Raw genomic sequence first — 25,717 nt, 5'->3', positions numbered from 1 at the left:
TTTACTTTTTATCTCTTGCGATCTCTTTCAATTTCTCAGCACTCAGTGGCTTGGAGATAAAAGAATCGACGTAAGGATCTGCTTTTGCTTTTTCCAGATCTGCCGGATCAATGGAGGAAGATGTGATATAAATCTTGATATCTTTAGGGATGTTCAAGGGTCTTATGGCATTTAAAAATTCCCAGCCATCCATTCTTTTCATATTGATATCCAAAATAATGATATCGGGATACTGACTCGGGTCGTTTTCGTTAAAAAATTCAAAAGCATCTTCCCCGTCAGGAAACTCCATGACAATCTCAGCAAAATCCAGCTCTTGTAACAGGTGCTTTGCTATGACGACAAACAGTTCGTCATCATCTACTATGAACAGCTTATTGTATATCGCCATTTTTGAAATATACTTTAAAAACAGAACCCTTCTTAGGAATGCTACTCACTTTAATTTTACCTCCCATGGATTCAATTTGATTTCTAGTAAGAAATAAGCCAATGCCTCTGGAATCTTTATTGTTGTGGAAGGTTTTATTCATGCCATATAACTTACTCCCATATTTCTTTAGGTCAAGTCCCAGCCCATTATCTTCTACCCCTAAGATAATGTTTTTTTTATTCTTTTTTGAAAATATTCTAACATATGAATCCTTATCCGGATCTTTATATTTTATGGCGTTTGTGATCAAATTTGTGATAATGCTATCCAAAAATGCAGGGACCACTTCAATATATGCTTCCTCTTCGATTTCATTGATAAAACTGACCGATGCTTTATCGATCATGGACTGAAAACTGGATTGAAAGTCGGTTATAAAATCATTCAGTTTGACAGTTTTCATATCGTGTTTTGAAGAAACCACCGATACCACCTCATTCAAATGATGCAGAGTGTCTTCTAATTTTTCTGAAGCTTTGCCCAGCATTTCAAAATATGCATTTTTTTTAAGCTCGGGGTCCTTAAGATTTATCAGATCAATTAAGCCATGAATATTGGATGAATGTGATCTTAAGTTATGCGACACGATGTAAGTAAAATTCTTAAGTCTTTCATTTTGTTCTTCTACAATCCCGACATATTCCTGTATTGAATCTTCCTGTTTTTTTCGGTTTGTAATATCGGTGACATACCCGTCGAATCGTATCGCGGTATCCTCCTTAGTAATTATATTCCCTTTGCTTAAAACCCACTTGTAATTATTCTTCCTGTCCTTAACCCTAAACTCTACTTCAAATTCACCATTCCTTTTTAATTCTTCAAGTCCTTCTTTGTAAATAGTCAGGTCATCCTCATGAACTACATCAGTCCATTTATCTTTATTAAAATCCTCGCTATAATAATAAGCTTGAGGATACCCTGTGATTTTTTCAACCGATGGAGTGATATAGATAAGTTTGTTATCCGGTATGCTTATGGAATATACAACATCTGAGGTTTCCCTAAGGATGCTCTGCATCTGATTCTTAGTTTTGTTAAGTTGTTTTTGTGCCTGGACTCTTTCCGTAATATCCGTAATGTTAAAGATGATTTTGGAAATCTGATCATCTTGATATTCAAATGGAGCTCCGGAAACGGATATAAACTTCTGTGTACCATCTTCATAAACTAAACCGTGCTGAAGATCTGTAACTGGCCGCTTTAATTTCAAGACCTGTACGAAAGGCAATTCTTCTTCCGGAAAAGGATCTCCTTCCAGAGTAATTTGGTTCCAGACAGGATCATTGTATTGCTTCTTCTCTATGTGACTTTTTTCTAAGCCTAAGATATTTTCAGCACCATCATTTGCAAAAGTAATGTTACCCGCACTATCGATGATCACAATACTCAAAGTCTTGGAATTGATAACCTCATCCAGAAATTTTTTCTCTTTCTTTAAAGACAGTTCCAGTTCTTTTCTGTCTGTAATGTCTTTTCCGATGGCGATTATATTCTGCACTTCGCCGTTCTTATCAAAAACAGGGTTAAGGGTGGCAGAGACCCAAAATTTATCACCTGCCTTGGTGTAGTTTAAAACCTCATAAGCTAAAGGTTCTAAATTTTCAAAGCTTTTTTGTTTTCTCTTGATAAAGTCTGAATCTGTTTCTGGACCATGTAAAAATTCTTCCGACTTTTTACCTTCTATTTCTTCTAACGAATAACCTGTTTTCTGCTCAAAAGCTTCATTTATATATTCAATTTTACCTATACTATCCATAATAATGACAAAATCGGTGGTATTTTCAGCTACGAGAGATAACTGGTTTAATTTTCGCTCACTTTCAAGACGTTCTGAAATATCATGAACGATAGCTAAAAAATACGGTTCCTCGGTTTTGTTATTGATGTATTGAATAAAGATCTCAACGGGAATTTCCTCTCCGCTTTTAGTCTTATGTGTGGTTTTAAATCGTACTGACTTTTCCTCTTGATGGACTAAACTATTAGAAAGTTCTCTAAATTTTTCTTTTGGATATTCAGGTTTGATATCATAAGGATGCAAGGATAATAATTCCTGCTCGCTATATCCCATCATTGCTATAGCAGCTTCATTAACATAAAAAAATTCTAAGTTAGTTTCCCAGAAAAGAAACACACAATCTTTTGTTTGATCCAAGGTATTTTTGAAAGTTCTAAGGAAATTTTTATTTCTCTTTTCCTCTGTAATATCTCTTTGAAGGGAAATGAATTTAATCACCTCTCCTTTATCATTCAGGACCCGGTTTACAAAACAGGAAACATCATAAGCCTCCCCATTCTTTCTGTAATTCAGTATTTCTTGATTAAAAGGTTCTTTTTTTTGCAGCAGCCTTCTAAAGGAATCAATATCCTCCTTTTTGGTTAATTCACCATGTAGAATATCTCCGGGTTTATGGCCAATCATCTCTTCACTGGAATAGCCTGTCATTTTAGTAAAAGAATCGTTAACAAAAGTAGTGATACCCTCAACAGATGTCACGATAACAGAATAATCTGTTTCCTTTGCCACCAAAGCAAAAGCTTCAGATTCCTGCTCTTTCTCTTTTCTTTCGCTTATATCTATGTGAGAGCCTATCATCCATTCCACTCTGCCATCATCTGTTCTAGAAACTGAATTCCCTTTAGCCAATATCCAAACCCAATTCCCATTTTTATGCTTCATCCTGATCTCACATCGATATTCATCCAGCTCATTAACGACATACTGTTCCAACAGTTTTTTGACAATTGAAATATCCTCAGGATGTGACAAATTAGCGAAAGTAGTAAAATCAAGAGGTCCTAACTCTTCAAGTGTATAGCCAAGTAAATTTGCCCAATTATCATTGACATGTAATTCGCCAGTCTGAACATTATACTGCCAGGTCGCAACACTAAAGCCAGAAGAATTCGTCTCTAAAGGGTTTCTTTTATCAAGAATTCCTGAAGATTTGATAGCTACCAGATAGTATTCTGGACCAGCTTTCGATTCCTTGTGGGTACTGAAATATAATTTAGTGTTATACGAATTTTCATTTAAAAAAACATTTTCAATTCCAGTTGGTGAGTCTACACTTTCACTTTTTTCCAATACTTTAGAAATAATTTGCTGCAGAAATTCCCTGTAAACCGTATCGGACTTATAGGGGTTGATTTCAACGGAATTTTTATATCCTTTAATGGTAATTCTTGAACCCAGCTTAGAATCTATAAGAAGATGTTCGGGATTGTTTTTATTCCAAAAAAGATAGCCTTCGGTTGCATAATCATTGATTAGGTCAAGAAAAACAGGATTTGATTTAATGCAACTATGAAGTGTATTTTTTATCATTCTTATTTATAGTTCAATATTAAACTAAACTTTAAGACTTTGTAAGTTAATATTTATTTTTGAATACTCGTGGTTTATTTTTGATTCTAAACTTCAAACAATACTTTCAAAACAAGGCCTCAATACACTAAACTATTAACCCAAAATCTTACTCAAAGTCAAAAAGACAGATGGGTTTAGAAATGCACCTCTACACCCAAAAAAACAAGATCCATCGAGAAGATTTCTGATTAAGGGTCCAATAAAATATAAATACCGATAGACTTGGAAAACCTCTGCAGAGAGTCTTGCTTTAAATAGAATTAGGTTTCAGCAACAAACTCAGGACTCTTCCCTATATTGTATTCTGTTTGGATACCAAAGTAAAGTCATAACAGTTCTTTGATCTATAAGTTCAAAGCGATCATTAGTCATATTGGGAAAATTAGACTCCCAAGATCTGTCACATTACTGACATCTTACATCCGTGTTGCCTCCCTATTCTGTTATATCATAATTGGGTAAAACGTCTTATATTGGACAGGTCCTTTTCATTTGACTAATAGAAGATTGAATTTAGAGAAAAGAACAGACTTTTTGCTACTTAAACAGTGAAGATAGATTTTAAACCTAATTAGATTTAAGGTAAAAACTGAAAAAGAAATTGATGTCAATTAATACTAAGGTTGTAATTTTGATTGAAATTCCTAAGACCAGAAATCACTTTAAAACTTATGAGCTACTTGCCCGATCATTTTACAGCCAACGACTGGACGCGCATCCAGGGCTTTATTGAACTGTTTCCGCTTGCCACGCTTATCAGTCACTTTGAGAATGAAATTTTCACGTCTCACATCCCGTTTATTATTTCGGAAAACAAACTTTTAGGGCATATCAATAAGGAAAATCCGCAGTTTCAGCATCTGCACAATTCCAAAGTAGAACTCGTATTTCATGGAGGGGATGCTTATATTTCTCCTGCAGCCTTCCCTACCGAAGAACTTCCCACGTTTAACTTTGCAAAAGTTCACGTGAAAGGAAGCGTTTCTTATGGCGATGACCAAGAGCTCATCCAAAGCCTTGTGGAGATGACCGATCAGATGGATTCTGACTTCAAATTAGCCTATACACATCCCAAAATCGAGATGCTCAAGCATTTTATCCAGGGTTTTGAAGTATCCATTGATAGCTTCCATGGGAGGTTCAAAATGAGCCAGGACAAATCTCAGGCGCACTTTGAAAAAGCTAAAGTGCTGCTGAAGGAGAGCCAAACTCAACGCCTGGATTATTTTTTAAACAGCTTGCAGTATTAAACCTTTTAAAGGCTATTTCAAAGCGATATAGGTTTATAAATTAGGGCTATAATAAGACCTCACAGTCCCTTAGGCTTTGGGGACTGTGAGGTCTTAAACTCGAAAACTTGACTTATTTTGAGACCTGTTCTGTTTTCTCTTCCTCAAGAACGTAAGTGATTTCAACTTCTTTTTTTCCCCATTCTCTGGCTGCTTCTTCATCTACTCCCATATAGATATCAATTTTCTTTTCCCAGCGTCTGTTCATTTTATCTTTTACGATATAAGTGCCTGGAAGCCCCTTAATCTGTACTTCCTGATTATGGCTCAGACCCATATCAATCAAGTCTCGTGATACAGCAATGGATTTTTCACCAGGCTCCAGGATATCTCCCCAGGCGGTAAGGTTTGGGTTCCCCTTTTTGGTCTGTGCTTCCACAGAGTTGTAAGCCGTAGCCGTGACGGTCATCGTGACCTCTTCACCATTGTCATTGCTTTTGCAACTTGCGACCAGAAGTAGAACACTTAAAAATGCAACTAGCTTTACTTTGAACTCTTTTTTTAAAATTTGACGATTCATTGGTATTGAATTTAGTTTTTTACTTCATTAAATTTAAGTCGACAGGTTTTTAGAGAAGTTTTGGAACAAAACCTAACAGTCCTCAAAGCTTTTGGGGCTGTGAGGTCTATAATTCATGAAGTCTTAGGTTGAAATTGTAAACAAGATCTAAAATTGATTCTTATCGAATCCAGTGTTTAACCTCATCGAAGTCCAGACCTCCATAATTCCCTGAACTCATAAGTAACAAAACATGATCCATGTAGGTTTTAGATTTCAAAAAGTTTTGGAAAGCTTTAGGATCTGTAAACACTTTTAAATCTTTTCTGCCAAAGGCCTGAAAGATTTGCTCCTCGGTAATGGCCTCCAGCTGTTTGATCTCGAGCGCCTTTGGAGAATAAAATACTACCGCTTCATCGGCTGCATTTAAAGCCTCTTTGTATTCTTTTAGAAACTCGGCATTCAAGCTACTGTAAGTATGAAGCTCCAGACAGGCCAAAACGATTTTAGAGGGAAATTGAGCTTTAACTGCTTTGGTCGTTGCCAGAACTTTGGAAGGTGAATGTGCATAATCTTTAAAAACGAGAGCTTTTTCAGATTGGGCGATTTTTTCCAGGCGTTTGGATGCCCCTGTAAAACTGGTAATGGCTTCATAGAAATCATCTTCGTCTACCCCCATATGCTGGCAAATCCATTTGGCTCCGGCTATGTTTTGCAGGTTGTGTTTCCCAAAAACTTCCACGGGCATTGGCCCTTCTGCAGTTTCCAGATAAGTCACACCGTCTTCTATGCTGTGTTCCGGAGTGGAATAGGCATGCTTTCTCGTAGGTTTTGTGGCTTTTTGTGCAAGTTGAGTTAAGATATCATCTTCTTCATTATACACCAGGGTACTGCCGTTGGTCATGGTCTCCAGAAAAATCTCAAACTGCTCGACATAGTTTTCAAACGTTGGAAACACATTGATATGGTCCCAGGCAATACCGCTTAAGAGAGCAATATTGGGTTCGTAGAGATGAAATTTTGGCCGGCGATCGATTGCAGAACTCAAATACTCGTCCCCTTCAAGCAGAATAAAATCATTCTCATCGGTTAAATGAACCATGGTGTCAAAGCCTTCCAGCTGAGCGCCTACCATAAAGTCAACTTCTTTACCCTGATAATGCATCACATGCAAAATCATAGCCGTAATACTCGTTTTACCGTGCGAACCGCCTATAACCACTCGTGTTTTATGTTTGGAATGTTCATAGAGGTATTCAGGGTAAGAATATATTTTGAGACCAAGCTCCTTAGCTTTCAGTAGTTCAGGATTGTCAGCTTTGGCATGCATTCCAAGAATTACAGCATCTATTTCAGAAGTAATTTTTTCAGGAAACCAACCAAACTCTTCAGGCAATAATCCTTTAGCCTCAAGTCTGGATTTGGAAGGCTCAAATATTTCATCATCACTACCTGTTATGTGATCGCCTTTTTCATGAAGTGCCAGGGCAAGATTATGCATGGCACTACCTCCTATCGCAATAAAATGTAAATGCATCTGTTTTTTATTAGATTCCAAAGATAAAGGTTTCCCATCCAGATGAAAATTTCCAGACTGTAATCCTCTCTAAAATTTCCTTAATTTAACTGAGATTTCAACTGGCTCAGTTTTTTTAGTTCTTCTGCCCTGCCTAAGCGTGTTACAGAGGCAGTATTAAATTCAGCAGGATTTAAACTGTTTAAAAGGTCTAAAGCCTGTTGTTTATTTCTATTCAGCCTGAGGGCGCTTTCGGCATATAGTGAAGCCAAAGCGACAGAATTCAGTTTTCTGATTCCAGTTTCTAAACTCTGAAAGTAGTCAGCTTCATTTTTTAAACGTTCGTACAGCTCTGCCAGTTCTTTGTAAGCCGTTACAGACTGCCCCAGTTCCACCGCTTTTTTGTAGTGAACTTCTGCTTTATCGTAGTTTTCCAGGTCTCTTTCGATATACCCAAAAGCCAGGGCGCCGTCTACGGGACTTATCTTTTCCAATTGCGAGGCATAGTCTCGGGACGTGCTTTCGCTGCCACCAACAATCCCCGGCAATTCCAGATACATTTGAAGCAAGGCCCATCGCGCTTCAATATGCTTGGCATTTAGTTCTATGGCTTTTTTTAAGTGAAACTTGACCTCCCCCAGCAGACTTAAGGCTTTAAAACTACCGCCTTCCTTAGCCACAAGTCCGAGCGCTCCGCCATATCTGAAATGGTATTCGGCATGTTCAGGATACTCTTCTACCAAAGTTTTATAGACTTCTGCACTTTTCTCCCAAAGACCTAATCTGGCGTAGGATTGTCCTAACCTATCTCTTGCTGTTTTATGGGAAGGTTCTTGTTTCAGTACACGAGTTAATAAGGGAATGGCTTGTTTAAAGTCTCCGTCTTCAAATGCCTGTTTTCCCGCTTCAAAAGAGGTTTGAGAAAAGACAACCAATGGAAAGGCGATGATAAATAAGAATGTTCTCATGGTATGGTATTTTAATTACAAGAGGACTCGACCTGATATTTTCAGCTTAAAGAAATAACTTTTAATTTAAAAACAAAAAACCAAGCCATAAAGGCTTGGTTTTCTAAATTGATGGATTGAAACATCGATTAATATCTGTAATACTCAGGTTTGAATGGGCCTTCCACATTCACCCCGATATAATCGGCCTGATCTGATTTCAGCTCTGTCAGTTCCACCCCGATACGCTCCAGGTGAAGTTTGGCGACCTTCTCATCGAGATGTTTAGGCAACATATAGACTTCGTTCTTGTATTGGTCTGTATTTCTCCAAAGTTCCAGCTGGGCTAAAGTCTGGTTGGTAAATGAATTACTCATCACAAAACTTGGATGCCCTGTGGCACAACCGAGGTTGACCAGTCTACCTTCAGCAAGAAGGATAATGTCTTTGCCGTTGATGGTATATTTATCGACCTGTGGCTTGATCTCCACTCGCGTATCTCCGTGGTTTTTCTTCAACCAGGCCACATCGATTTCATTGTCGAAATGTCCAATGTTACAGACGATGGTTTTGTCTTTAAAGGATTCAAAATGCTCACCTCTTATGATGTCTTTATTACCTGTAGTTGTAATCACTATATCTGCAGTTGCAGCCACAGTTTCTAATTTTTTCACTTCAAACCCGTCCATAGCCGCCTGCAAGGCACAGATAGGATCAATTTCAGTAATGGTGACGATAGAACCGGCGCCTTTAAACGAAGCTGCAGTTCCTTTACCCACATCCCCATAACCACAAACGATGACTCGTTTTCCGGCAAGCATCAGGTCGGTAGCTCTTCGTATCGCATCCACAGCACTTTCTCTACAGCCGTATTTGTTATCGAATTTAGATTTGGTAACACTGTCGTTCACATTGATTGCCGGCATAGGCAGTGTTCCTTTTTTCATGCGCTCATAAAGTCTGTGAACACCCGTTGTGGTTTCTTCAGAAAGACCTTTGATAGCTTCTGCTAGCTGCGGATAATCGTCCAATACCATATTGGTCAGGTCTCCACCATCATCCAGAATCATATTCAGTGGTTTTCTGTCTTCACCGAAGAACAACGTCTGTTCAATACACCAGTTAAATTCTTCTTCGGTCATTCCTTTCCAGGCGTAAACCGCAACACCTGCTTCTGCAATAGCTGCAGCAGCATGATCCTGAGTAGAAAATATATTACAAGAACTCCACGTCACCTCAGCTCCAAGCTCGACCAGGGTTTCGATAAGAACAGCAGTTTGAATAGTCATGTGTAGACATCCGGCAATACGAGCACCTTTCAGTGGTTTTTCTTTACCAAATTCTTCTCTAAGGGCCATCAATCCTGGCATTTCCGATTCTGCCAATTCTATTTCGCGTCGTCCCCATTCTGCCAAAGTAATATCTTTAACTTTATAAGGAGTATAAGGTAGTGTTTCTGTACTCATGATTTATTTTTATTATATTTTTGAAAACAAAATTAAGTAAACCTCAATTAACTTTATGCCGATTTACAAAAGAATAACAGTAGATGAAGCTACAACCGCTCTTATTTGGAAAATTGAAGAAACTTTAGAAGTCCTTGAAGACGGGATAGAGTTAACCGAGTATTGCCAGGAGCGCTACGATGGCATGAAGTCTGAAATCCATAAAAAAGGCTTTATGAGTATCCGGTATTTGCTTAAACGTTTTGGCTATTCTGATTTCGATTTGAGCTATGACGAAAAAGGCAAACCCCACCTTAAAGACGGTAAGCACATCTCGATCACCCATTCTTATGAATTTACGGCTGTCATCGTCTCCAATAAAAAAGTGGGAATTGACATTGAGAAGCAGCGGGAGAAAATCAAACTTATCGCTCCGAAGTTCACGCCTATCGAAGAATACAAAGCCCTTGGGGATGGCAAAGACCTGATCCGAAAACTGACCATTGTCTGGGGAGCTAAAGAATCGCTTTATAAATTATATGGTAAAAAAGGCCTGTTGTTCCTGCACGATATCTTCGTTGAAGATTTCAATATTTCAGACCAGCAAACGACGGCCAGGGTAACCCACGACCAAAAAGTAACCTATTACATCCTGAATTTTTTGGAGTTCGAGAATTTCACCTGTGTTTATGCCTTGGCTCATGACTAAAAAAAGCTCAGGCTCTATTTTTAAATCCATCACGCAGGCCGTTCAAAACAAAAAAGACCTCTTAGGCATTTTGATAGATCCCGATAAGTTTGACCTGTCTCAGACGCAGGTTTTTTTAAATCGAATTCCGAGTTCAACCAATTTCTTACTGGTCGGAGGCAGTCGGGTTCAAAATGGACAGACTGAACGTGTGGTTCATCAATTGAAAGCAAACACCACACTCCCCCTGATCTTATTTCCAGGGAATGTCAATCAGATTACAGAGGAGGCCGATGCCATTTTGTTCCTGAGTCTTCTTTCAGGAAGAAATCCGGAATACCTTATCACGCAGCAAGTCAAAAGCATTTCAAAACTTCAGCATTCTTCTCTGGAAATCATCCCAACCGGCTACATTCTGATAGACGGCGGTATTTCCACTTCAGTCCTGGAGGTAAGTCAGACCAGAGCCATGCCCCAGGACGAGGTAACAAATATTGTGCATACGGCCCTTGCCGGCCAGTTCTCCGGCAAACAACTCATTTATCTCGAGGCCGGAAGCGGAGCTACTTGTCCGGTTTCAGCAGAGATTATTTCAGAAGTAAAGAAAAACATCTCCATCCCGCTCATCGTAGGTGGCGGTATCAAAACCGAACGTCAAAAACAGGCTGCATATCGGGCTGGAGCAGATATGGTCGTGATGGGCAATGTTTTTGAAAGACAATCTCTATAAAAGCTGATCCGGATTATAGCCTTTATACTCCTTTTCCGTTTCTTCAAATTTGATGTCGTAATCCTCCAAAGCTTTTAAAATCGGATTGTAAATTTCGGGATGAATAGGCCTTAAAACGCCTGGTTTTTTGATTTCACCATTTAAAATTTTAAGGGCAGCAATGCCCACAGGCAGGCCTACTGTTTTGGCCATGGCCGTATAGGTCTGGTCTTCGCCAATGCTTACCATGGTAGAATCGATTTGCTTCTTTTTTCCGTCCAGCTCAAAACCGAATTTATGGTACATCACAATCATATCCTTATCCTCTGGCTTCAGGGTCCACTTTTCTTCCAGAATCTTTTGCAGGGCCTGTGCCGGTGTTGCCTGCTTAATACCTATTTTTTTGTCTGGATTGAAAAGGTCCAGCTCAAGGAGTTTATCCCAGATCAAATCATCCTGATCGATTTTAAGACTCAGTCTGAGTTTGAGCTCCACCGAATCTGTGGGAGAATACGGCAAGAATGAATTGACAAAGGATCTGTAAGTCATCTCTTCGGTATCCTGCATAGCATAGGTATCATCTGTCATTCCCAGCTGGACAAACACATTCCAGGCTTTGCTGAAACCAACCCGGCGTAAAGTTCCCCGATACAAGGTGGGAATATCTTCCAGGCCATAAATACTCCTGTAAGCCAGAGAATTTCTGTTGGCCAAGCCTTCAAAACGCCCATACTCGGGAATGCTCAAAAATTCTGTTCTGCGGAAAAGCCGCTGATAAGGAATATATTTATATTGTCCTTCCTGTATAAACTCGGCTGCACCACCCTGTCCGGCTACCACTACATTTCTTGGATTCCAGGTAAATTTATAATTCCAGAGGTTGTCATCGCTTTCGGGAGCTACCAGGCCTCCTGTAAAGGATTCAAAAAGCAGCATTTTCCCACCCTGGGATCGAATTCTATCGATGACCTGCATCGCGCTCATGTGGTCGACACCAGGGTCTACCCCTATTTCATTCATAAACGTCAAACCTTTTTCCTTAACCTCATCGTTAAGCACTTCCATGTCCTTGGAAACATAGGAAGCGGTCACCATATTTTTATTGAATTTCAGACAATCTTTAGCCACTTCAATATGAAACCTGGCCGGAAGCATGGAAATCACTATATCTGCGTTTTGTATGGCCTCTGCTCTTTCTGAAGCCTCAAAAATATCCAGAGCCAGGGCAGTTGCCTGCGGCTGATTGTTCGCCAGAGCCTGGGCGGATTTGATGGATTTGTCTGCAATGATGAGTTTGAATTCCTGAGTTTTGGATTCGCTTAGCAAATATCTTACCAGTGAAGAGGTAGACTTGCCAGCGCCTATGATTAAGATGGATCTCATGATCTAGTATGAATTTTAATGATTAATTTTGAGTAAAATTTGAAATTACATAATATAAAGCACATAGAATTGGAGACGCAAAAAAAGTTGATTTTACTGGGGAGCAGTTTAGGATGTATTGGCATCATTTTAGGTGCTTTTGCCGCTCATGGTTTAGAAAATCTCATTTCTGAAGAAGCCATATCTACATTTGAAACCGGCGTCAAATATCAAATTTACCATGCCTTGTTTTTGGTATTTTTGTCCGCTCAAAACTTTACAAGTCCAAGGTTGAACAAAACTTTATTTTGGTTAATTTTTCTGGGGGTCCTCTTTTTTTCCGGTTCGATTTATGGCTTAGCAACTAATGAACTCACCAGCTTCGACTTCAAAACCATTGCGTGGATCACGCCTATTGGCGGAACTCTCTTAATTTTAAGCTGGGCTTTGGTCGTTTTAAACGTTTTAAAAAAACCTAAGAATTTATAAGAGTTAGCTTCTTTAATTAGATTTAAACTCATTAGATTTGTATGCCATAACAACAACACAACAATTATGAGTAATTTAGAAGGAGTTACGAAAACGATTGAGTTAGAAACCTATGGCATCCACTCCAAAGATGTACATTATCAACTTTCCCCAAAAGAATTACACAACATCACTCTTAAAAAGGGACAGGGAATAGAAGTGGATTCTGGGGCCTTAGCCATAAACACCGGCGAATTTACCGGGCGTTCTCCAAAGGATCGCTTTATTGTAAAAGACGACATCACCAAAGATGAAGTCTGGTGGAGTGACATCAACCTCGCTTTTGACCCTGTTCAATTTGACAAACTCTACGCTAAAGTGGTGAAATATCTTAGCGATAAAGAGCTTTTTGTAAGAGATGCCTATGCCTGTGCAGATGATAATTACCGACTGAACATCAGACATATCAATGAACTTCCCTGGAGTAACATGTTTGCTTACAATATGTTTTTACGCCCTAAGGAAGACGAACTGGTAGACTTCAGTCCGGAATGGACAGTCATTAATGCCCCAGGGTTTATGGCCGACCCGGAGGTTGACGGTACACGAGCTCATAATTTTGCTATCCTCAATTTCACGCGTAAAATCGCCCTGATTGGTGGCACGGGATACACGGGAGAGATTAAAAAAGGTATTTTTTCTGCGCTCAATTTTATTCTGCCCGTCATGAAAAACACCTTACCCATGCATTGCTCTGCCAACGTGGGTGAAAAAGGTGATACAGCTATATTTTTTGGTCTTTCAGGGACCGGAAAAACCACGCTTTCTGCAGATCCCGACCGAAAACTCATCGGAGATGATGAACACGGCTGGACCAATGAAAATACCGTATTCAATTTTGAAGGAGGTTGTTATGCCAAAGTGATCAACTTATCCAGAGAAAATGAACAGGAAATTTACGACGCCATAAAACCCGGAGCCCTCCTGGAAAACGTCATCGTAAAAAATGGTAAAGTAGACTTTACCGATAGCAGCATCACTCAAAACACACGAGTGAGTTACCCCATCTATCACATCGATAATTTACAGCCCAACTCCGTTGGTAAAAACCCGAAAAATATATTTTTCTTAACCGCAGATGCTTTTGGAGTCTTACCTCCTATAAGCAAACTGACCCCGGGTCAGGCTGCTTTTCATTTTATAAGCGGTTACACCGCCAAAGTAGCTGGTACCGAAGCCGGTGTTACTGAACCTATCCCAAGCTTTTCTGCCTGTTTTGGTGCACCGTTTATGCCTCTTCACCCAACAAGGTATGGCGAGATGCTGAGCAAAAAAATGAAAGATGCCAGAGTGAACGTCTGGTTAATCAACACAGGCTGGACCGGTGGTCCTTATGGAACCGGAAGCAGAATGAAACTGAAGTATACACGAGCAATGATCACGGCAGCACTGGAAGGACAGCTGGACCAGGTAGACTATAAGACGCATGAAATCTTCAATATAGCCATGCCAAAGACCTGCCCTAAGGTTCCTACCGAAGTTCTTGATCCCCGTGAAACCTGGGCAGATCAGGAAGCTTACGACCTAAAAGCGAAAACACTAGCCAAATCTTTTAAAGACAATTTTAAAAAGTTTGAAGCCTATGCAGACTCTGAAATCACAGCAGGAGCGCCTAAGGCCTAGTCTTTACTTTCAAAACACAATAAAAAAGCCGAAACATCACTGTTTCGGCTTTTTTTATCGCTATAGAAGAAAACTTAATTCTCCTTGATATAGTTTTCTATGGCCATCGTCATGGATGGGTTTTCCGGGGTTGGTGCCTGTATTTGAACTTTCAGACCTTTTTCCTCCGCTGCTTTGATAGTTGAATTTCCAAAGGCTGCAATCCTTGTATTTTTTTGTTCAAAATCCGGAAAGTTCTCGTACAGAGATTTGATTCCGCTGGGGCTGAAAAATACGACTACATCATAAGAAACTTCCCTTAAGTGTGATAAGTCACTAACTACCGTCTTATAAAATATACCTCTGGTCCAGTCTACACCAAGCTTATCCAGCTGCTGAGGAATAATAGGCTTCAGCATATCGGAGGACGGGAGTAAAAACTTTTCGTCCTTGTGTTTTTTGATACTGGCTTCCAGCTCCTGAAAAGTCCTTTTTCCAACGTAAATCTTACGCTTTCTATAGACCACATACTTTTGAAGATAGTAAGCGACAGCTTCACTCAAACAGAAGTACTTAAGACTATCTGGAATCTTATACCGCATCTCTTCGGCAATTCTAAAGAAATGATCCACCGCGTTTCTGCTCGTAAGTATGATCGCTGAAAATTTAGTGATATCAATCTTCTGTTGCCTGACCTGCTTCGAATCTACAGGCTCTACATGAATAAAAGGAATAAAATCGATTTTGATTTTATGCTTGTCTTCAAGTTCGGAATATGGAGAATGATCTACGTTTGGTTTAGGCTGTGAAATCAGGATATTTTTCACTTTCATATAGTTTAGTATTTTATTACACCCCCCTAATCAATTGATTTTAATTACTTTGAAAATAATCAAATAGGGCGCAATTTCGAAAGCGCAAAGGTACAAAATAAAATAAAACCAATAAGCTAAAATATGTTTTTGATATAAGCTAACAAATGAGAAAAGTTTAAAGACATAGACCAGAACCGAAACACCAATGCTTATCATTATTAAAGTAGGCTTATCAATATCCTGAAAATATAAAAACAAACCAACGGGAAAGAGTAAGAACAAGCTTAACCAGCTTAGGATACTCTGCTTGTAAAACAGGTACTTGGCGATAAGCTGATCTAATTCAAAAAGGTCTCCAACGATTTTTTCAATCAAATATTTACTCAATAAGATAATGGTGACTAAAAGCAGAATCTGCAAATAGATCATGATTTCAAAAGCTCCTTCATTGAGAATGATAAAAATAAAAAAAGAAAGCCCCAGCAAACTCGATACAAAAAGCAATATTTCGTGCAGGTCTATCCTCCTTTTTTCCAGAAATTTACGAGAAAAGAACGTTGAAGAATACAGGGAATTCAAAAACGAAAAAAAATAATTGCCTTTGTTCCACTTCACAAGGACGAGAAAAACAAGCACAACTAATGTTATACTTATCACCCAATGGTTATTTTGAACTGGTCTTAGTGCTGAAAACAAATGTAAAATTTATAGCAAATGTAAATTAAAATGAACTTTTATGGACGACTTTTAGCTTGTAAAATCTATATTTGTCAACCAACTTTTAAGCCGCTTTGATGCCTCAAAAATTAGTCATCATACCAACTTACAACGAAATTGAAAATATTGAAAAGCTCATCAAAAATATTTTCTCCCAACCTGTGGATTTCGATATTTTGGTAGTTGATGATTCCTCTCCCGATGGAACCTGGGCCCTGGTTCAGCAACTTCAACAGGATTACGAAGGGAAATTGCATCTGGAAATCAGAGCTGGAAAAAGCGGTCTGGGCAAAGCTTATCTTCACGGTTTTAAATGGGCTCTGGAGAGACATTACGAGTACATCTTTGAGATGGATGCCGATTTTTCTCATAACCCCAACGACCTGATAAGGCTTTACAACTGCTGCCTGAAAGAGGATTATGACATGTGTATTGGCTCTCGCTACATCACAGGAGTCAATGTCATCAACTGGCCCATGAAGCGGGTATTATTATCCTGGCTAGCTTCCAAATACGTAAAAGTCATCACTGGACTGCCCATTGAGGATACTACTGCAGGCTTCATTTGCTATCGCCGAAAGGTACTGGAAAGCATGGATCTCGATAACATCAAATTTATAGGCTATGCGTTTCAGATAGAAATGAAGTTTAAAGCTTACAAAAAAGGGTTTCGACTCAGAGAAATACCTGTTATCTTTACCGACCGAACCAAAGGCAAGTCCAAAATGAGCGGAGGCATTATCAAGGAAGCCGTTTTTGGAGTCATTTCCCTGAAGCTGAAGAACCTGTTCGGAAAAATTTAAATTATGAGAGAATATCTGATTAAGAACGCTAAGATCGTCAATGAAAATAAAATTTTTGAAGGCGATGTCCATATCAAAGATGATTTCATAAAGGAAGTTTCCAGCTCCATCAGTGCCAAATCCAGTGAAATCAAGATAATTGACGCCGATGGAAAGTACCTTATCCCCGGCGTTATCGACGATCAGGTCCACTTTAGAGAACCCGGCTTAACACATAAGGAAACGATACTTACAGGATCACGCGCTGCGGTTTCAGGAGGCATCACTTCATATTTTGAAATGCCAAACACCAACCCGCAGACCACCACCATAGAAAAACTGGAAGAGAAATTTGCCATGGCCCAGGACAATTCCTATGCCAACTATTCTTTTATGTTTGGGGGCACCAACGATAATCTGGAAGAAATCAAAAAAATAAACCCAAAAACCACGGCAGCTCTCAAGTTGTTTCTGGGTTCTTCCACCGGAAACATGCTGGTGGATAACGAGAAGGTTTTGGAAGAGATTTTTAAGCACTCCCCCCTGATCATTGCGACTCACTGTGAAGATGAAGACACGGTTCAAAAAAATCTGGAAGCACATATCAAAGAATACGGAGAAGATATCCCTATTCATCTGCACCCCAAAATCAGAAGTGAGGAAGCCTGTTACTTATCGTCTTCCAAAGCTGTTGCCCTGGCCAAAAAAACAGGGGCCAGATTGCATGTGTTTCATCTATCGACCGCAAAAGAACTGAAGTTGTTTTCAAATAAACTTCCCTTAGCCAAGAAAAAAATCACGGCAGAAGTCTGTATTCATCATCTTTGGTTTGACGAGTCTGATTATGAAGAAAAAGGAACCTACATCAAATGGAATCCTGCTGTAAAAACAGCAAAAGACAGAACCGAATTGCTTAAAGCCCTAAACAAAAACCTTTTGGATGTCGTGGCTACAGACCATGCCCCTCATACCAAAGAAGAAAAAAACAACATCTATACTAAGGCCCCAAGTGGCGGACCGCTTGTACAACATGCGCTGCCGGCCATGCTGGAATTTTATCATCAGGGAAAACTCTCGCTTGAAAAAATCGTTGAAAAGATGTGCCATAATCCGGCGATTTTATTTGACGTAGACAAGAGAGGCTATATCAGAGAGGGATATAAAGCAGATTTGGTGCTTATTGATATGCAATCGCCATGGACGGTAAACTCCAGAAATATATTTTATAAATGCGGCTGGTCGCCATTTGAAGGAACCACTTTCAAATCCAGGGTATCTCACACCTTCGTCAATGGTCACCTGGTTTTCGAAAATTTCAGATTTAACGAAGGCTTGTTTGGAGAACGCCTTGAATTCAACCGCTCATGAAGCTAATTAGAGCAATTTGTTTGCTGGGTTTGATTTTAATAGTCAGCTGTCAAAACAGGAATGAGGTCAAAAAGCCGGAAAACCTTTTGAGCTCTTCTGAAATGAAAGACCTCATTTACGACATGGTTCTGCTTGATGCTGCCGCTGTGGTAAACGATAAGAAATTAAAGGAGCTCGATGTTGAAATTCTTCAGTTCCTGTCTAAAAAATACACTATCGACAGCACCGATCTCAAACAAAACATCCTGTATTACAACATGAGATTCGATGAGAATTTAGACATTTTTGAAAAGGCCAAAGACAGCATCGAAAGACTGGACAGAGTGTACGATTCTATTTCAAACCTAAGGGATAGTCTTAGAAGAGCAGAAATGAAAATACGAGATTCCATAAAAAATATAGACAGCCTCTCCACTGATAAGACCTTACCTAAATTGAAGCTTAACAACTAGGAACGCTCATAAATCCTTTTAGAGAATTCCTCTAAAGACTCAAATTCAAAATGCAGTGCCTCTTTTACTTTTCCTGAAGAATACAGGGAATCTTCAAACAAACTCGGTATAACTTCCAGGGTAAGATGCCTTTTATAAGAGGTTAAAAATGACCTCAGAACTTCAAAGCACCAGGCTACATAAAGCATCCATGGCTTAAGTTCTATGTTGGGTCCCGGCTTGTCATAAAGGCTCGCAAAACGAGCAGCCACCTGCTTAAAGGATAGGTTTTCAGAAACCAGGATAAACCTTTCATTAACCACAGGGCTTTTCATCAGCTGAAGCATGAGTTTACTCACGTCATAAACCCCGACAAAGCCTGTGATTTTAGGCGGATAAACCTTCAAACCCTTTTTCAGGTTCTTTAGCAATGTCCCGCTCCCGGAGTCATAAAATCCATCGCCGAGAATGATACCCGGATTAAGGATAACTACTGCTAAACCTTCCTGGGAAGCACGCCAGACTTCCATCTCAGCTCCGTATTTGCTGATTTCATAAGCCGAAGGTTTTTGGTCCTCCCCCATTGGCGTTTCTTCGGTTACCTTTTCTCCCACCAACGGCTTCCCCAAAGCAGCAATGGAACTCACATGACAGAATTTTTCAATCTTAAAATCAATTGACAGATTCACCATATTGGCAGTGCCTTCAATATTGACTTTCCGCATCTGTTTATAATCTGACGGGCTATTGCTTATAAAGCCCGCACAATGGTAAACGTGAGTGATCCCTTTAAAAGCCATGTCCAGTTTTGGAAGGTCAAGTATATCACATTCGAACCAGTCCACATACGTGGAGAGGTCCTCATCAGAAATATCGTATTTTAAAATCACAGCCAAAGCCTGTTGACGTTTGGCTTCTGTTCTAAACAAAGCCCGTGTTTGCTCTTTATTCAAAATAAGCTGAGCCAATGCATGCGCTCCTACAAGTCCAGTTGCTCCGGTGAGTAAATTCATTTGGTAAATATACGAATTTCGAAAGTTGATAGTTTTTTCAATATAATATCTTTGTGGCAAATCAAAACAACGCATGAAAAAAGATTTTATAGAAGAAGTGACCTGGAGAGGAATGGTGCACGACCTGATGCCCGGCACACAGAAACACCTCAATGAAGCCCCAAGAGCTGCTTATGTAGGGATCGATCCCACGGCAGACTCGCTGCATATTGGTCATTTGGTAGGCGTTATGATGCTAAGGCATTTTCAGCTGGCAGGACATAAGCCAGTTGCACTGGTTGGTGGTGCTACGGGGATGATAGGCGATCCTTCCGGCAAATCTCAGGAACGAAATCTGCTGGATGAAGAAACGTTGAGACACAATCAAAATGCGTTGAAAGATCAGCTATCTAAATTTCTGGATTTCAAAACTGAAGATGAAAATTCAGCCAAACTGGTGAATAATTACGACTGGATGAAAGATTTTTCTTTCCTGGAGTTTATAAGAGATGTAGGAAAGCACATCACAGTGAATTACATGATGTCCAAAGATTCGGTCAAAAAACGCCTGTCTTCAGAATCTAAAGAAGGGATGAGTTTTACTGAATTTACCTATCAGTTGGTTCAGGGCTACGATTTTTTACATTTGTACCGAACTCAGGAGTGCACCCTGCAGATGGGCGGAAGTGACCAGTGGGGAAATATCACCACGGGAACTGAACTGATAAGACGCATCGACCAGGGGAAAGGTTTTGCATTGACTTGCCCTTTGATTACCAAAGCCGATGGCACCAAATTTGGAAAAACGGCTACAGGTAACATCTGGCTGGATCCTGAAAAAACCTCACCCTACAAATTCTATCAGTACTGGATCAATACCAGCGATGAAGATGCTGAAAAATTCATTAAGATATTTACCTTCCTTTCCAAAGACGAAATTGAAAGCCTCGTAAAATCGCATAAGGAACAACCTCATCTCAGAACCTTACAGATAAAGCTGGCCGAAGAGATTACAGAGGCTGTGCATTCTAAAGAAGCCCTGGAAAAAGCCAAAGAAGCTTCTCAGGTCCTGTTTGGAAAAAGCACCGAAGAAGATCTGGCGAAATTGGATGAAGCCACTTTTCTCGATGTTTTTGAAGGTGTCCCTCTGAAAGAATTAAGCAAAGACCTATTGAAAAATGAGTTTGATATGATTGCTGCGCTTTCCGCTGAAACCGATTTTCTAAACTCCAACGGTGAAGCCAGAAGGGCTCTCAAAGAAAATTCAATTGCAGTGAACAAAACCAAAGTAGGTTTGGATTATGTGCTTACAGAATCTGATTTGATAAACGGCAAGTACGTGGTGATCAACAAAGGGAAAAAGAATACTTATCTGATTAAATTCGACTAGTATGTGTTTAAATTCTAAAAAAAGACTTTCAGATGAAAGCCTTTTTTTTGTGATTACGTCCTAAAAACAGAAAAGCCTTGAACATGTGCTCAAGGCTTTTCTTAACTAACCAATCTATTATGAAAAAACTTCATCCTGGTGCAAATATAGAACAGGTATTTGTATCGGGAAAATAAAATAATCACAATTTACAAACAATTAACACCTTTTTTATTAAGGTTTTCATTTTCAAAGACTTATTTATTTGTGAATTCTAACTTATTTTAAACATAAATTATAAATATGCCTGTAAATAAAGTTGACCTGTATTCCTTATTTTTGAAGCAAACTAAAACATGAAAATAATCTCTTATAACGTCAACGGTATTCGTGCCGCCCTTAAAAAAGGACTTATCGGCTGGCTGAAAGCAACCGATGCAGACGTCGTGTGTTTCCAGGAAACCAAGGCTCAACCCGAACAGATAGACGATTCTATTTTTGAAGCCATTGGTTACAAGTACTGCTACTGGTATTCTGCAGAAAAAAAAGGCTACAGCAGTGTAGGCATTCTTACCAGGGTAGAACCTCAGCATGTCGAATATGGGACTGGTATAGATTATATGGATTTGGAAGGCCGAAACCTGAGGCTGGATTTTGAGGACATCTCAGTGATGAGTTTGTACCTCCCCTCGGGAACAAATGATCACCGGTTGAGCTATAAATTCACGTATATGGATGATTTCAAAATCTATATTGAAGACCTCAAACGAAAAATACCCAACCTGGTCATTTGCGGAGATTATAACATTTGTCATGAAGCCATAGATATTCACGATCCTGTCAGGTTAAAAACCGTCTCCGGTTTTCTGCCTGCAGAGCGGGAATGGTTATCTAAGTTTCTTAACGAATCCGGTTTTACAGATTCCTTTAGAAAAATGAACACAGATGTGGTGCAATATTCCTGGTGGAGCTACAGAGCCAATGCCCGACAAAACAATAAGGGCTGGAGACTGGATTATCTTTTGGTCTCTAAAGAAATCGAAGACCGAATTTACAGATCCGTCATCCTGCCGGAAGCAAAACACAGCGACCACTGCCCTGTGCTTTTAGAATTGAAATAAAAGTAATGATTTGTCGTTTTTAACCTTTTAAACCCAACCCACATGAAGCTGTTAAGATATGTTTTAATCGGATTACTTAGTTTAAATTTAATCGGTTGCGTCAGTCAGAAAAAGTTTTTAGAACTCGAAGACGATTTCAACTCCCTTCAAAGGAGCAATGAAGAACTCAAAAGAAAGCTGGAGGACTGTTATTCAGAAAAAACAGCACTGGAAGATGAGTTGAAGTATTCCAAAGACAGAATTGAAGTCCTTAAAGTTCAACGGGACGATCTTCTTGCAGAACTAAAAAACACGGAACGTACTCTGGATAAACTCAACCAATCTTATGAGGCTTTAGAACAGAACAGTTCCAATGCCCTGGCCGAGAATTCTCAGCAAAACCGGGAATTGCTTCAAAAACTGGAGGACAAGGAAGTGGCCCTTGCCAAGGAGCAAAACCGACTTGAACAGCTTCAAAAGGACCTGCAGGCCAGAGCCCGACGCATTGAGGAACTGGAGAGCCTGATTGCCCAAAAGGAGCAAAAAATGCAAAACCTCAAAGACAACCTGTCCAGAGCGCTTACCAATTTTGAAGGACAGGGCCTTAGCGTGGAAATGAGAAATGGAAAGGTATATGTGTCTATGGAAAACAAACTGCTGTTTGCTTCCGGAAGCTGGAATGTGGGTGCTGAAGGACAAAAGGCTGTGCAGGAACTCGCTAAGGTCCTGGCTCAAAACCCGGATATTGCCGTTCTGATAGAAGGTCATACCGATAACGTTCCCTACGGAGGAACTGGCGCCATAACCGATAACTGGGATTTATCCACCAAACGCGCTACTGAAGTTTTAAAACTGCTTTTGAAAAATGAAGCGATTAATCCTCAGAATTTAACCGCCGCCGGTAAAGGAGAGTATGTTCCCCTTGCTCCCAATACCACCGAAGAAGGCCGGGCAAAAAACAGACGGATTGAGGTGGTGTTAACACCTAAACTTGATGAGATTTCAAAATTACTGAGTGAATAAGGCCTAAGATTTGTGTACTCCAAAGAGAAAGGCTTTATAAAAAGCCTTTCTCTTTGGCTTTTTCCAGAAGTATCTTGTCATTGGTATTGGAAATATCGAAAAACTGCTTCATCTGTTTTTTTCGCTTTTCAATGGCACTCAGAGAAAGCCCCATGTGTTGCGGAAGGTTTTTAGTCAGAATACCCTGAGACAACAAATACAGTATTTGTAAATTATCTTCATCGATATTGTGAGAAAACTCAACCGTTTTTTTCAACATCTGATGTACCGTAGCGCTTTGATAGGTTTTGCCTTTGAGCAGGTTCTCTATGGCAGAAATTAAGATGTCAGGATTGGTATCTGACTTAACCAGAAATCCATCGGGATCAATTCTTTTCATGACATTCAATACCTTGTAGTTATTTTCCAGCATGGTGCAAATCAATAATTTTGCTTCTGGCTGAAGTTTTTTAGCCAGCTTTGCCAAATCTTCGCCGGAATTATATTTCCCGTCCTTGCTACCCGGAAGTGAGAGATCCAGGCATATCAAATCGTAGGCTTTATCGGTATTGGAAATGTAGTTCGCAGCTTCGGTACAGTCCTGAGCAGAATCCTTCGAGAATTTTATGGTTTTATCATTTTCCCTGATGATATCCAAAGCTTGTTCAAAGCCAGCAATTATCATAGGGTGATCGTCGACTAGTAGTACGTTGTATTTAGGCATGGCATTTAATTGATTGGGATAAAAATACTGATTTTAGTTCCATAACCCGGGCTGGAATCTATACTTATTTTTCCTTGAATATCCTGAACCCGCGATTTTATATTTTTAAGTCCAATTCCGGGCTTTTTATGATTGGTGAAGCCTTTACCATCGTCTTTTACCACAAACTCAATTTTATTGGCTTCTTCATTGATGCTGAATTTTATAAAAACAAAACTGGCCTCGGCGTGTTTTTGAATATTCATGATGGCTTCCTGAAGAATACGATAGGTGTGCATTTTGATATTGGAAGGGATTTTGGACCAGTTTACAGAGTCATCCACGGTTAACTGGTGGGTGGATTCCAGTTGTAGTTTCTGAATCAGATCCTGAATAAGATCTCCAAATTCCTTGTGCTCATCGAAATAGGTATTGGACAGTTCGTGGGATAAATTTCTGATTTGTTTTTCAACATCCATGAGATTATCGGTAAGCTTGCCAAATTTCTCATCCCCTTTGATGCCCGTTTTATATTTGTAAAACATCAGATTCATACGGTTAGCATAAAGCTCTGTAAGGATGTTGTCATGAAGTTCTCTTGCGATGCGGTCCCGTTCCTCTCGCTTCCCTTCGTCTTTTCGGGCACTCTGTATTAGAAGAAGCTCATAGATTTTTTCATCGGCAATTTTCTGATCGCGTTCCAGCTCCAAAGACCTGTTTTTGGATCGCTGTATGTACAGAACAAAAAGAGAACTTCCGATGATGATAATTAAGGAAGAAATGAGGAAGATAAAAGTCTTTTCTTCTTCGAGCATTTCCGCCCGTTGCATGACTTCATCCGTCTCAAAACGAATACGCTCAAATTTATTACGAACCTGACGTTCCTCCACCTGAAGGCTTTCGCTTAAATCTATATAAGCGGTGGTGTAGGTATAGCTGTTTTCCGGCTGAAGATCTGCCAGTAACTTCCAGGATTTTAAAATATCCCGATTGTTGTTATTGCTTTTTGCTGTGGTATTGGCTGCCTCTGCAAACGCAATCGCCTGAGTCGTATCGCCTATAAAGTCATAGTAGGAGGCGATATGCAACTGACTTATGGAAATGCCCGCCAAATGCTTAATTTGCTTTCTGATGTCCAGAGCTTTTTCCATGTCGGGAAGAACATTCTGAAGCTCTCCGGTTTCCAGTCGGTTGTACGCCAGGTTGTCCAGGGCCATGGCATAGAGGTAAGGATCCTTATCGTATAAATCTTTTATGGATAGAGTTTTTCGGTAATTTTTAATCGCCAGTTCGTATTTATGCAGCTTTTCGTAAACATTGCCGAGGTTGTTGAAGGTCGCTGCCTGATACAAATCCGCATCTTCTACTTTTCCTGATGCCTGTAAGGCGTTATTGTAATACCTGATTGCTACCTCATAATTCTGAAGGTTATAATTGGTAATGCCAAGCAGATTATAAGATCTGTAAAGCAAATCAAAGTTTTTTATGTCCTGAGAAATCTCAGCAACTTTTATCAGGTTAACTTCAGCCCCTGTAAAATCTTTAGCTTGACTTTGTATCAGTGCTAGGTTGTACAGCATCTGAGCATAGTTTACAAGGTCATCTTTCAGATTATATAAATACTGGGCCTCATTATAAGCATAATAAGCTTTATCGGCTTTATTTTCATTTAAATAACTGTCACCAAGATTCCAGTAAAAGTTAGCAAGGGATAAGGTATCCTTATATTTTTCAGCCTTTTCTCTTCCAAGTGAATTTATATCTAAATAAATTCCAGAATTAGAGTTTAAGGCTCTATAGTCTATAGCCTTTAAGTATTTTATCTGCAAGCTGTCATTTTCAATCTTCTGAATCGATTGAAAAGCTTGTACAAGGTTTTCATCTTTGTTGATGTTATTGTCAATCTTTTTGAGATTTTCCAATATTGAACTCCGAAGCTGCGGATCTACCTCCGGTTTGTTTTCGGGAGGCGACTGACAACTATAAATAAAAATTAGTACGACAAGATAATATAAGCCTTTCTTCATTTACTCCTGATATGTCTCGTCTA

The 25,717-nt window shown here is 39.6% G+C and carries 23 protein-coding genes; 11 read left to right on the top strand and 12 right to left on the bottom strand.

Annotation, left to right across the window (positions count from 1 at the left end):
* Window position 1: 1 nt before the first annotated feature.
* Together G3567_RS11480 and G3567_RS11475 are read right to left on the bottom strand one after the other, a co-directional pair.
* Complete coding sequence (locus G3567_RS11480; RefSeq protein WP_164005473.1) at window positions 2-391, bottom strand: response regulator; 390 nt, start codon at window positions 389-391, stop codon at window positions 2-4.
* Window positions 375-3,761 carry a PAS domain S-box protein gene (locus G3567_RS11475; RefSeq protein WP_164005472.1) on the bottom strand — a complete coding sequence of 1,129 codons (3,387 nt, stop codon included), beginning with the start codon at window positions 3,759-3,761 and terminating at the stop codon, window positions 375-377. The genes G3567_RS11480 and G3567_RS11475 overlap by 17 nt, the downstream gene beginning before the upstream one ends.
* A 713-nt stretch (window positions 3,762-4,474) precedes the next feature.
* Here G3567_RS11475 and G3567_RS11470 point away from each other — a divergent pair.
* Complete coding sequence (locus G3567_RS11470) at window positions 4,475-5,053, top strand: FMN-binding negative transcriptional regulator (RefSeq protein WP_164005471.1); 579 nt, start codon at window positions 4,475-4,477, stop codon at window positions 5,051-5,053.
* Window positions 5,054-5,165: 112 nt separating this feature from the next.
* On the opposite strand, the gene G3567_RS11465 is transcribed toward G3567_RS11470, so the two are convergent.
* From G3567_RS11465 to ahcY, 4 genes are all read right to left on the bottom strand, one after another.
* Window positions 5,166-5,612, bottom strand: coding sequence for a 3D domain-containing protein (locus tag G3567_RS11465; protein WP_164005470.1), 447 nt, complete (start codon window positions 5,610-5,612; stop codon window positions 5,166-5,168).
* Between the two features lie 160 nt (window positions 5,613-5,772).
* On the bottom strand, window positions 5,773-7,128 hold the full coding sequence (locus tag G3567_RS11460) for a UDP-N-acetylmuramate--L-alanine ligase (protein ID WP_164005469.1): 1,356 nt from the start codon (window positions 7,126-7,128) through the stop codon (window positions 5,773-5,775).
* Window positions 7,129-7,208: 80 nt separating this feature from the next.
* On the bottom strand, window positions 7,209-8,075 hold the full coding sequence (locus G3567_RS11455; RefSeq protein ID WP_164005468.1) for a tetratricopeptide repeat protein: 867 nt from the start codon (window positions 8,073-8,075) through the stop codon (window positions 7,209-7,211).
* A 128-nt stretch (window positions 8,076-8,203) separates the two neighbouring features.
* Complete coding sequence (ahcY, locus tag G3567_RS11450) at window positions 8,204-9,520, bottom strand: adenosylhomocysteinase (protein ID WP_164005467.1); 1,317 nt, start codon at window positions 9,518-9,520, stop codon at window positions 8,204-8,206.
* Window positions 9,521-9,575: 55 nt separating this feature from the next.
* Between ahcY and G3567_RS11445 the strand changes: the two genes are divergently transcribed.
* Together G3567_RS11445 and G3567_RS11440 are read left to right on the top strand one after the other, a co-directional pair.
* On the top strand, window positions 9,576-10,208 hold the full coding sequence (locus tag G3567_RS11445; RefSeq protein ID WP_164005466.1) for a 4'-phosphopantetheinyl transferase family protein: 633 nt from the start codon (window positions 9,576-9,578) through the stop codon (window positions 10,206-10,208).
* Window positions 10,201-10,917 (top strand): geranylgeranylglyceryl/heptaprenylglyceryl phosphate synthase, encoded by a 717-nt coding sequence (locus G3567_RS11440; protein ID WP_164005465.1) that lies wholly within the window; start codon window positions 10,201-10,203, stop codon window positions 10,915-10,917. The genes G3567_RS11445 and G3567_RS11440 overlap by 8 nt, the downstream gene beginning before the upstream one ends.
* Here the strand turns inward: G3567_RS11440 and G3567_RS11435 are convergent.
* On the bottom strand, window positions 10,912-12,279 hold the full coding sequence (locus tag G3567_RS11435) for a saccharopine dehydrogenase family protein (protein ID WP_164005464.1): 1,368 nt from the start codon (window positions 12,277-12,279) through the stop codon (window positions 10,912-10,914). The two genes, G3567_RS11440 and G3567_RS11435, sit on opposite strands and share 6 nt — an antisense overlap.
* A gap of 69 nt (window positions 12,280-12,348) precedes the next feature.
* On the opposite strand from G3567_RS11435, the gene G3567_RS11430 reads away from it, so the two are divergent.
* Entirely contained in the window at window positions 12,349-12,747 is a 399-nt protein-coding gene (locus G3567_RS11430; protein ID WP_164005539.1) for a DUF423 domain-containing protein, read from the top strand.
* 66 nt (window positions 12,748-12,813) lie between these two features.
* Entirely contained in the window at window positions 12,814-14,409 is a 1,596-nt protein-coding gene (pckA, locus tag G3567_RS11425) for a phosphoenolpyruvate carboxykinase (ATP) (protein WP_164005463.1), read from the top strand.
* A gap of 74 nt (window positions 14,410-14,483) precedes the next feature.
* Here the strand turns inward: pckA and G3567_RS11420 are convergent, their stop codons facing one another.
* The gene (locus G3567_RS11420; protein WP_164005462.1) at window positions 14,484-15,221 is read right to left on the bottom strand and encodes a uroporphyrinogen-III synthase; all 738 of its coding nucleotides are present in this window, start codon (window positions 15,219-15,221) and stop codon (window positions 14,484-14,486) included.
* Window positions 15,222-15,251: 30 nt separating this feature from the next.
* On the bottom strand, window positions 15,252-15,860 hold the full coding sequence (locus G3567_RS11415) for a DUF4271 domain-containing protein (protein WP_317164178.1): 609 nt from the start codon (window positions 15,858-15,860) through the stop codon (window positions 15,252-15,254).
* Window positions 15,861-15,997: 137 nt separating this feature from the next.
* Between G3567_RS11415 and G3567_RS11410 the strand changes: the two genes are divergently transcribed.
* Genes G3567_RS11410 through G3567_RS11400 form a run of 3 tightly spaced genes read left to right on the top strand, consistent with a single transcriptional unit; the run spans window position 15,998 to window position 18,522 of the window.
* Window positions 15,998-16,723 (top strand): polyprenol monophosphomannose synthase, encoded by a 726-nt coding sequence (locus G3567_RS11410; RefSeq protein ID WP_164005460.1) that lies wholly within the window; start codon window positions 15,998-16,000, stop codon window positions 16,721-16,723.
* A 3-nt stretch (window positions 16,724-16,726) separates the two neighbouring features.
* Complete coding sequence (locus G3567_RS11405; protein WP_164005459.1) at window positions 16,727-18,070, top strand: dihydroorotase; 1,344 nt, start codon at window positions 16,727-16,729, stop codon at window positions 18,068-18,070.
* Window positions 18,067-18,522 (top strand): DUF4296 domain-containing protein, encoded by a 456-nt coding sequence (locus G3567_RS11400; RefSeq protein ID WP_164005458.1) that lies wholly within the window; start codon window positions 18,067-18,069, stop codon window positions 18,520-18,522. The genes G3567_RS11405 and G3567_RS11400 overlap by 4 nt, the downstream gene beginning before the upstream one ends.
* Here G3567_RS11400 and G3567_RS11395 read toward each other — a convergent pair.
* Window positions 18,519-19,514, bottom strand: a complete 996-nt coding sequence (locus G3567_RS11395; protein ID WP_235923581.1) for an SDR family oxidoreductase — start codon at window positions 19,512-19,514, stop codon at window positions 18,519-18,521. The genes G3567_RS11400 and G3567_RS11395 overlap by 4 nt on opposite strands.
* Window positions 19,515-19,587: 73 nt before the next feature.
* Here G3567_RS11395 and tyrS point away from each other — a divergent pair, with 73 nt between their 5' ends.
* The 3 genes from tyrS (at window position 19,588) to G3567_RS11380 (ending at window position 22,985) form a co-directional block, all read left to right on the top strand.
* Complete coding sequence (tyrS, locus tag G3567_RS11390) at window positions 19,588-20,883, top strand: tyrosine--tRNA ligase (RefSeq protein WP_164005456.1); 1,296 nt, start codon at window positions 19,588-19,590, stop codon at window positions 20,881-20,883.
* 335 nt (window positions 20,884-21,218) lie between these two features.
* Entirely contained in the window at window positions 21,219-21,983 is a 765-nt protein-coding gene (locus tag G3567_RS11385) for an exodeoxyribonuclease III (protein ID WP_164005455.1), read from the top strand.
* Between the two features lie 42 nt (window positions 21,984-22,025).
* Complete coding sequence (locus G3567_RS11380) at window positions 22,026-22,985, top strand: OmpA/MotB family protein (RefSeq protein ID WP_164005454.1); 960 nt, start codon at window positions 22,026-22,028, stop codon at window positions 22,983-22,985.
* A 34-nt stretch (window positions 22,986-23,019) separates the two neighbouring features.
* Here the strand turns inward: G3567_RS11380 and G3567_RS11375 are convergent, their stop codons facing one another.
* A complete protein-coding gene (locus G3567_RS11375) occupies window positions 23,020-23,688 on the bottom strand; it encodes a response regulator (protein WP_164005453.1) in 669 nt (222 codons plus the stop codon).
* 5 nt (window positions 23,689-23,693) lie between these two features.
* Entirely contained in the window at window positions 23,694-25,694 is a 2,001-nt protein-coding gene (locus G3567_RS11370; protein ID WP_164005452.1) for an ATP-binding protein, read from the bottom strand.
* Window positions 25,695-25,717: the final 23 nt, after the last annotated feature.

This window comes from Psychroflexus aurantiacus (genome assembly GCF_010820555.1).
GTDB classification, from domain to species: domain Bacteria; phylum Bacteroidota; class Bacteroidia; order Flavobacteriales; family Flavobacteriaceae; genus Psychroflexus; species Psychroflexus aurantiacus.
The sequence above is the reverse complement of the archived record's forward strand: the minus strand, read 5'-3'. Positions and strand labels throughout refer to the sequence as shown.

Bases quoted from the DNA above. Each gene is read 5' to 3' on its own strand.
- pckA (WP_164005463.1), top strand. From the start codon at position 12,814: ATGAGTAATTTAGAAGGAGTTACGAAAACGATTGAGTTAGAAACCTAT.
- G3567_RS11420 (WP_164005462.1), bottom strand. From the start codon at position 15,221: ATGAAAGTGAAAAATATCCTGATTTCACAGCCTAAACCAAACGTAGAT.
- G3567_RS11440 (WP_164005465.1), top strand. From the start codon at position 10,201: ATGACTAAAAAAAGCTCAGGCTCTATTTTTAAATCCATCACGCAGGCC.
- G3567_RS11385 (WP_164005455.1), top strand. From the start codon at position 21,219: ATGAAAATAATCTCTTATAACGTCAACGGTATTCGTGCCGCCCTTAAA.
- G3567_RS11435 (WP_164005464.1), bottom strand. From the start codon at position 12,279: ATGAGATCCATCTTAATCATAGGCGCTGGCAAGTCTACCTCTTCACTG.
- tyrS (WP_164005456.1), top strand. From the start codon at position 19,588: ATGAAAAAAGATTTTATAGAAGAAGTGACCTGGAGAGGAATGGTGCAC.
- G3567_RS11480 (WP_164005473.1), bottom strand. From the start codon at position 391: ATGGCGATATACAATAAGCTGTTCATAGTAGATGATGACGAACTGTTT.
- G3567_RS11380 (WP_164005454.1), top strand. From the start codon at position 22,026: ATGAAGCTGTTAAGATATGTTTTAATCGGATTACTTAGTTTAAATTTA.
- G3567_RS11465 (WP_164005470.1), bottom strand. From the start codon at position 5,612: ATGAATCGTCAAATTTTAAAAAAAGAGTTCAAAGTAAAGCTAGTTGCA.
- G3567_RS11470 (WP_164005471.1), top strand. From the start codon at position 4,475: ATGAGCTACTTGCCCGATCATTTTACAGCCAACGACTGGACGCGCATC.
- G3567_RS11460 (WP_164005469.1), bottom strand. From the start codon at position 7,128: ATGCATTTACATTTTATTGCGATAGGAGGTAGTGCCATGCATAATCTT.
- G3567_RS11475 (WP_164005472.1), bottom strand. From the start codon at position 3,761: ATGATAAAAAATACACTTCATAGTTGCATTAAATCAAATCCTGTTTTT.
- G3567_RS11400 (WP_164005458.1), top strand. From the start codon at position 18,067: ATGAAGCTAATTAGAGCAATTTGTTTGCTGGGTTTGATTTTAATAGTC.
- G3567_RS11410 (WP_164005460.1), top strand. From the start codon at position 15,998: ATGCCTCAAAAATTAGTCATCATACCAACTTACAACGAAATTGAAAAT.
- G3567_RS11405 (WP_164005459.1), top strand. From the start codon at position 16,727: ATGAGAGAATATCTGATTAAGAACGCTAAGATCGTCAATGAAAATAAA.
- G3567_RS11455 (WP_164005468.1), bottom strand. From the start codon at position 8,075: ATGAGAACATTCTTATTTATCATCGCCTTTCCATTGGTTGTCTTTTCT.
- G3567_RS11370 (WP_164005452.1), bottom strand. From the start codon at position 25,694: ATGAAGAAAGGCTTATATTATCTTGTCGTACTAATTTTTATTTATAGT.
- G3567_RS11375 (WP_164005453.1), bottom strand. From the start codon at position 23,688: ATGCCTAAATACAACGTACTACTAGTCGACGATCACCCTATGATAATT.
- ahcY (WP_164005467.1), bottom strand. From the start codon at position 9,520: ATGAGTACAGAAACACTACCTTATACTCCTTATAAAGTTAAAGATATT.
- G3567_RS11395 (WP_235923581.1), bottom strand. From the start codon at position 19,514: ATGAATTTACTCACCGGAGCAACTGGACTTGTAGGAGCGCATGCATTG.
- G3567_RS11445 (WP_164005466.1), top strand. From the start codon at position 9,576: ATGCCGATTTACAAAAGAATAACAGTAGATGAAGCTACAACCGCTCTT.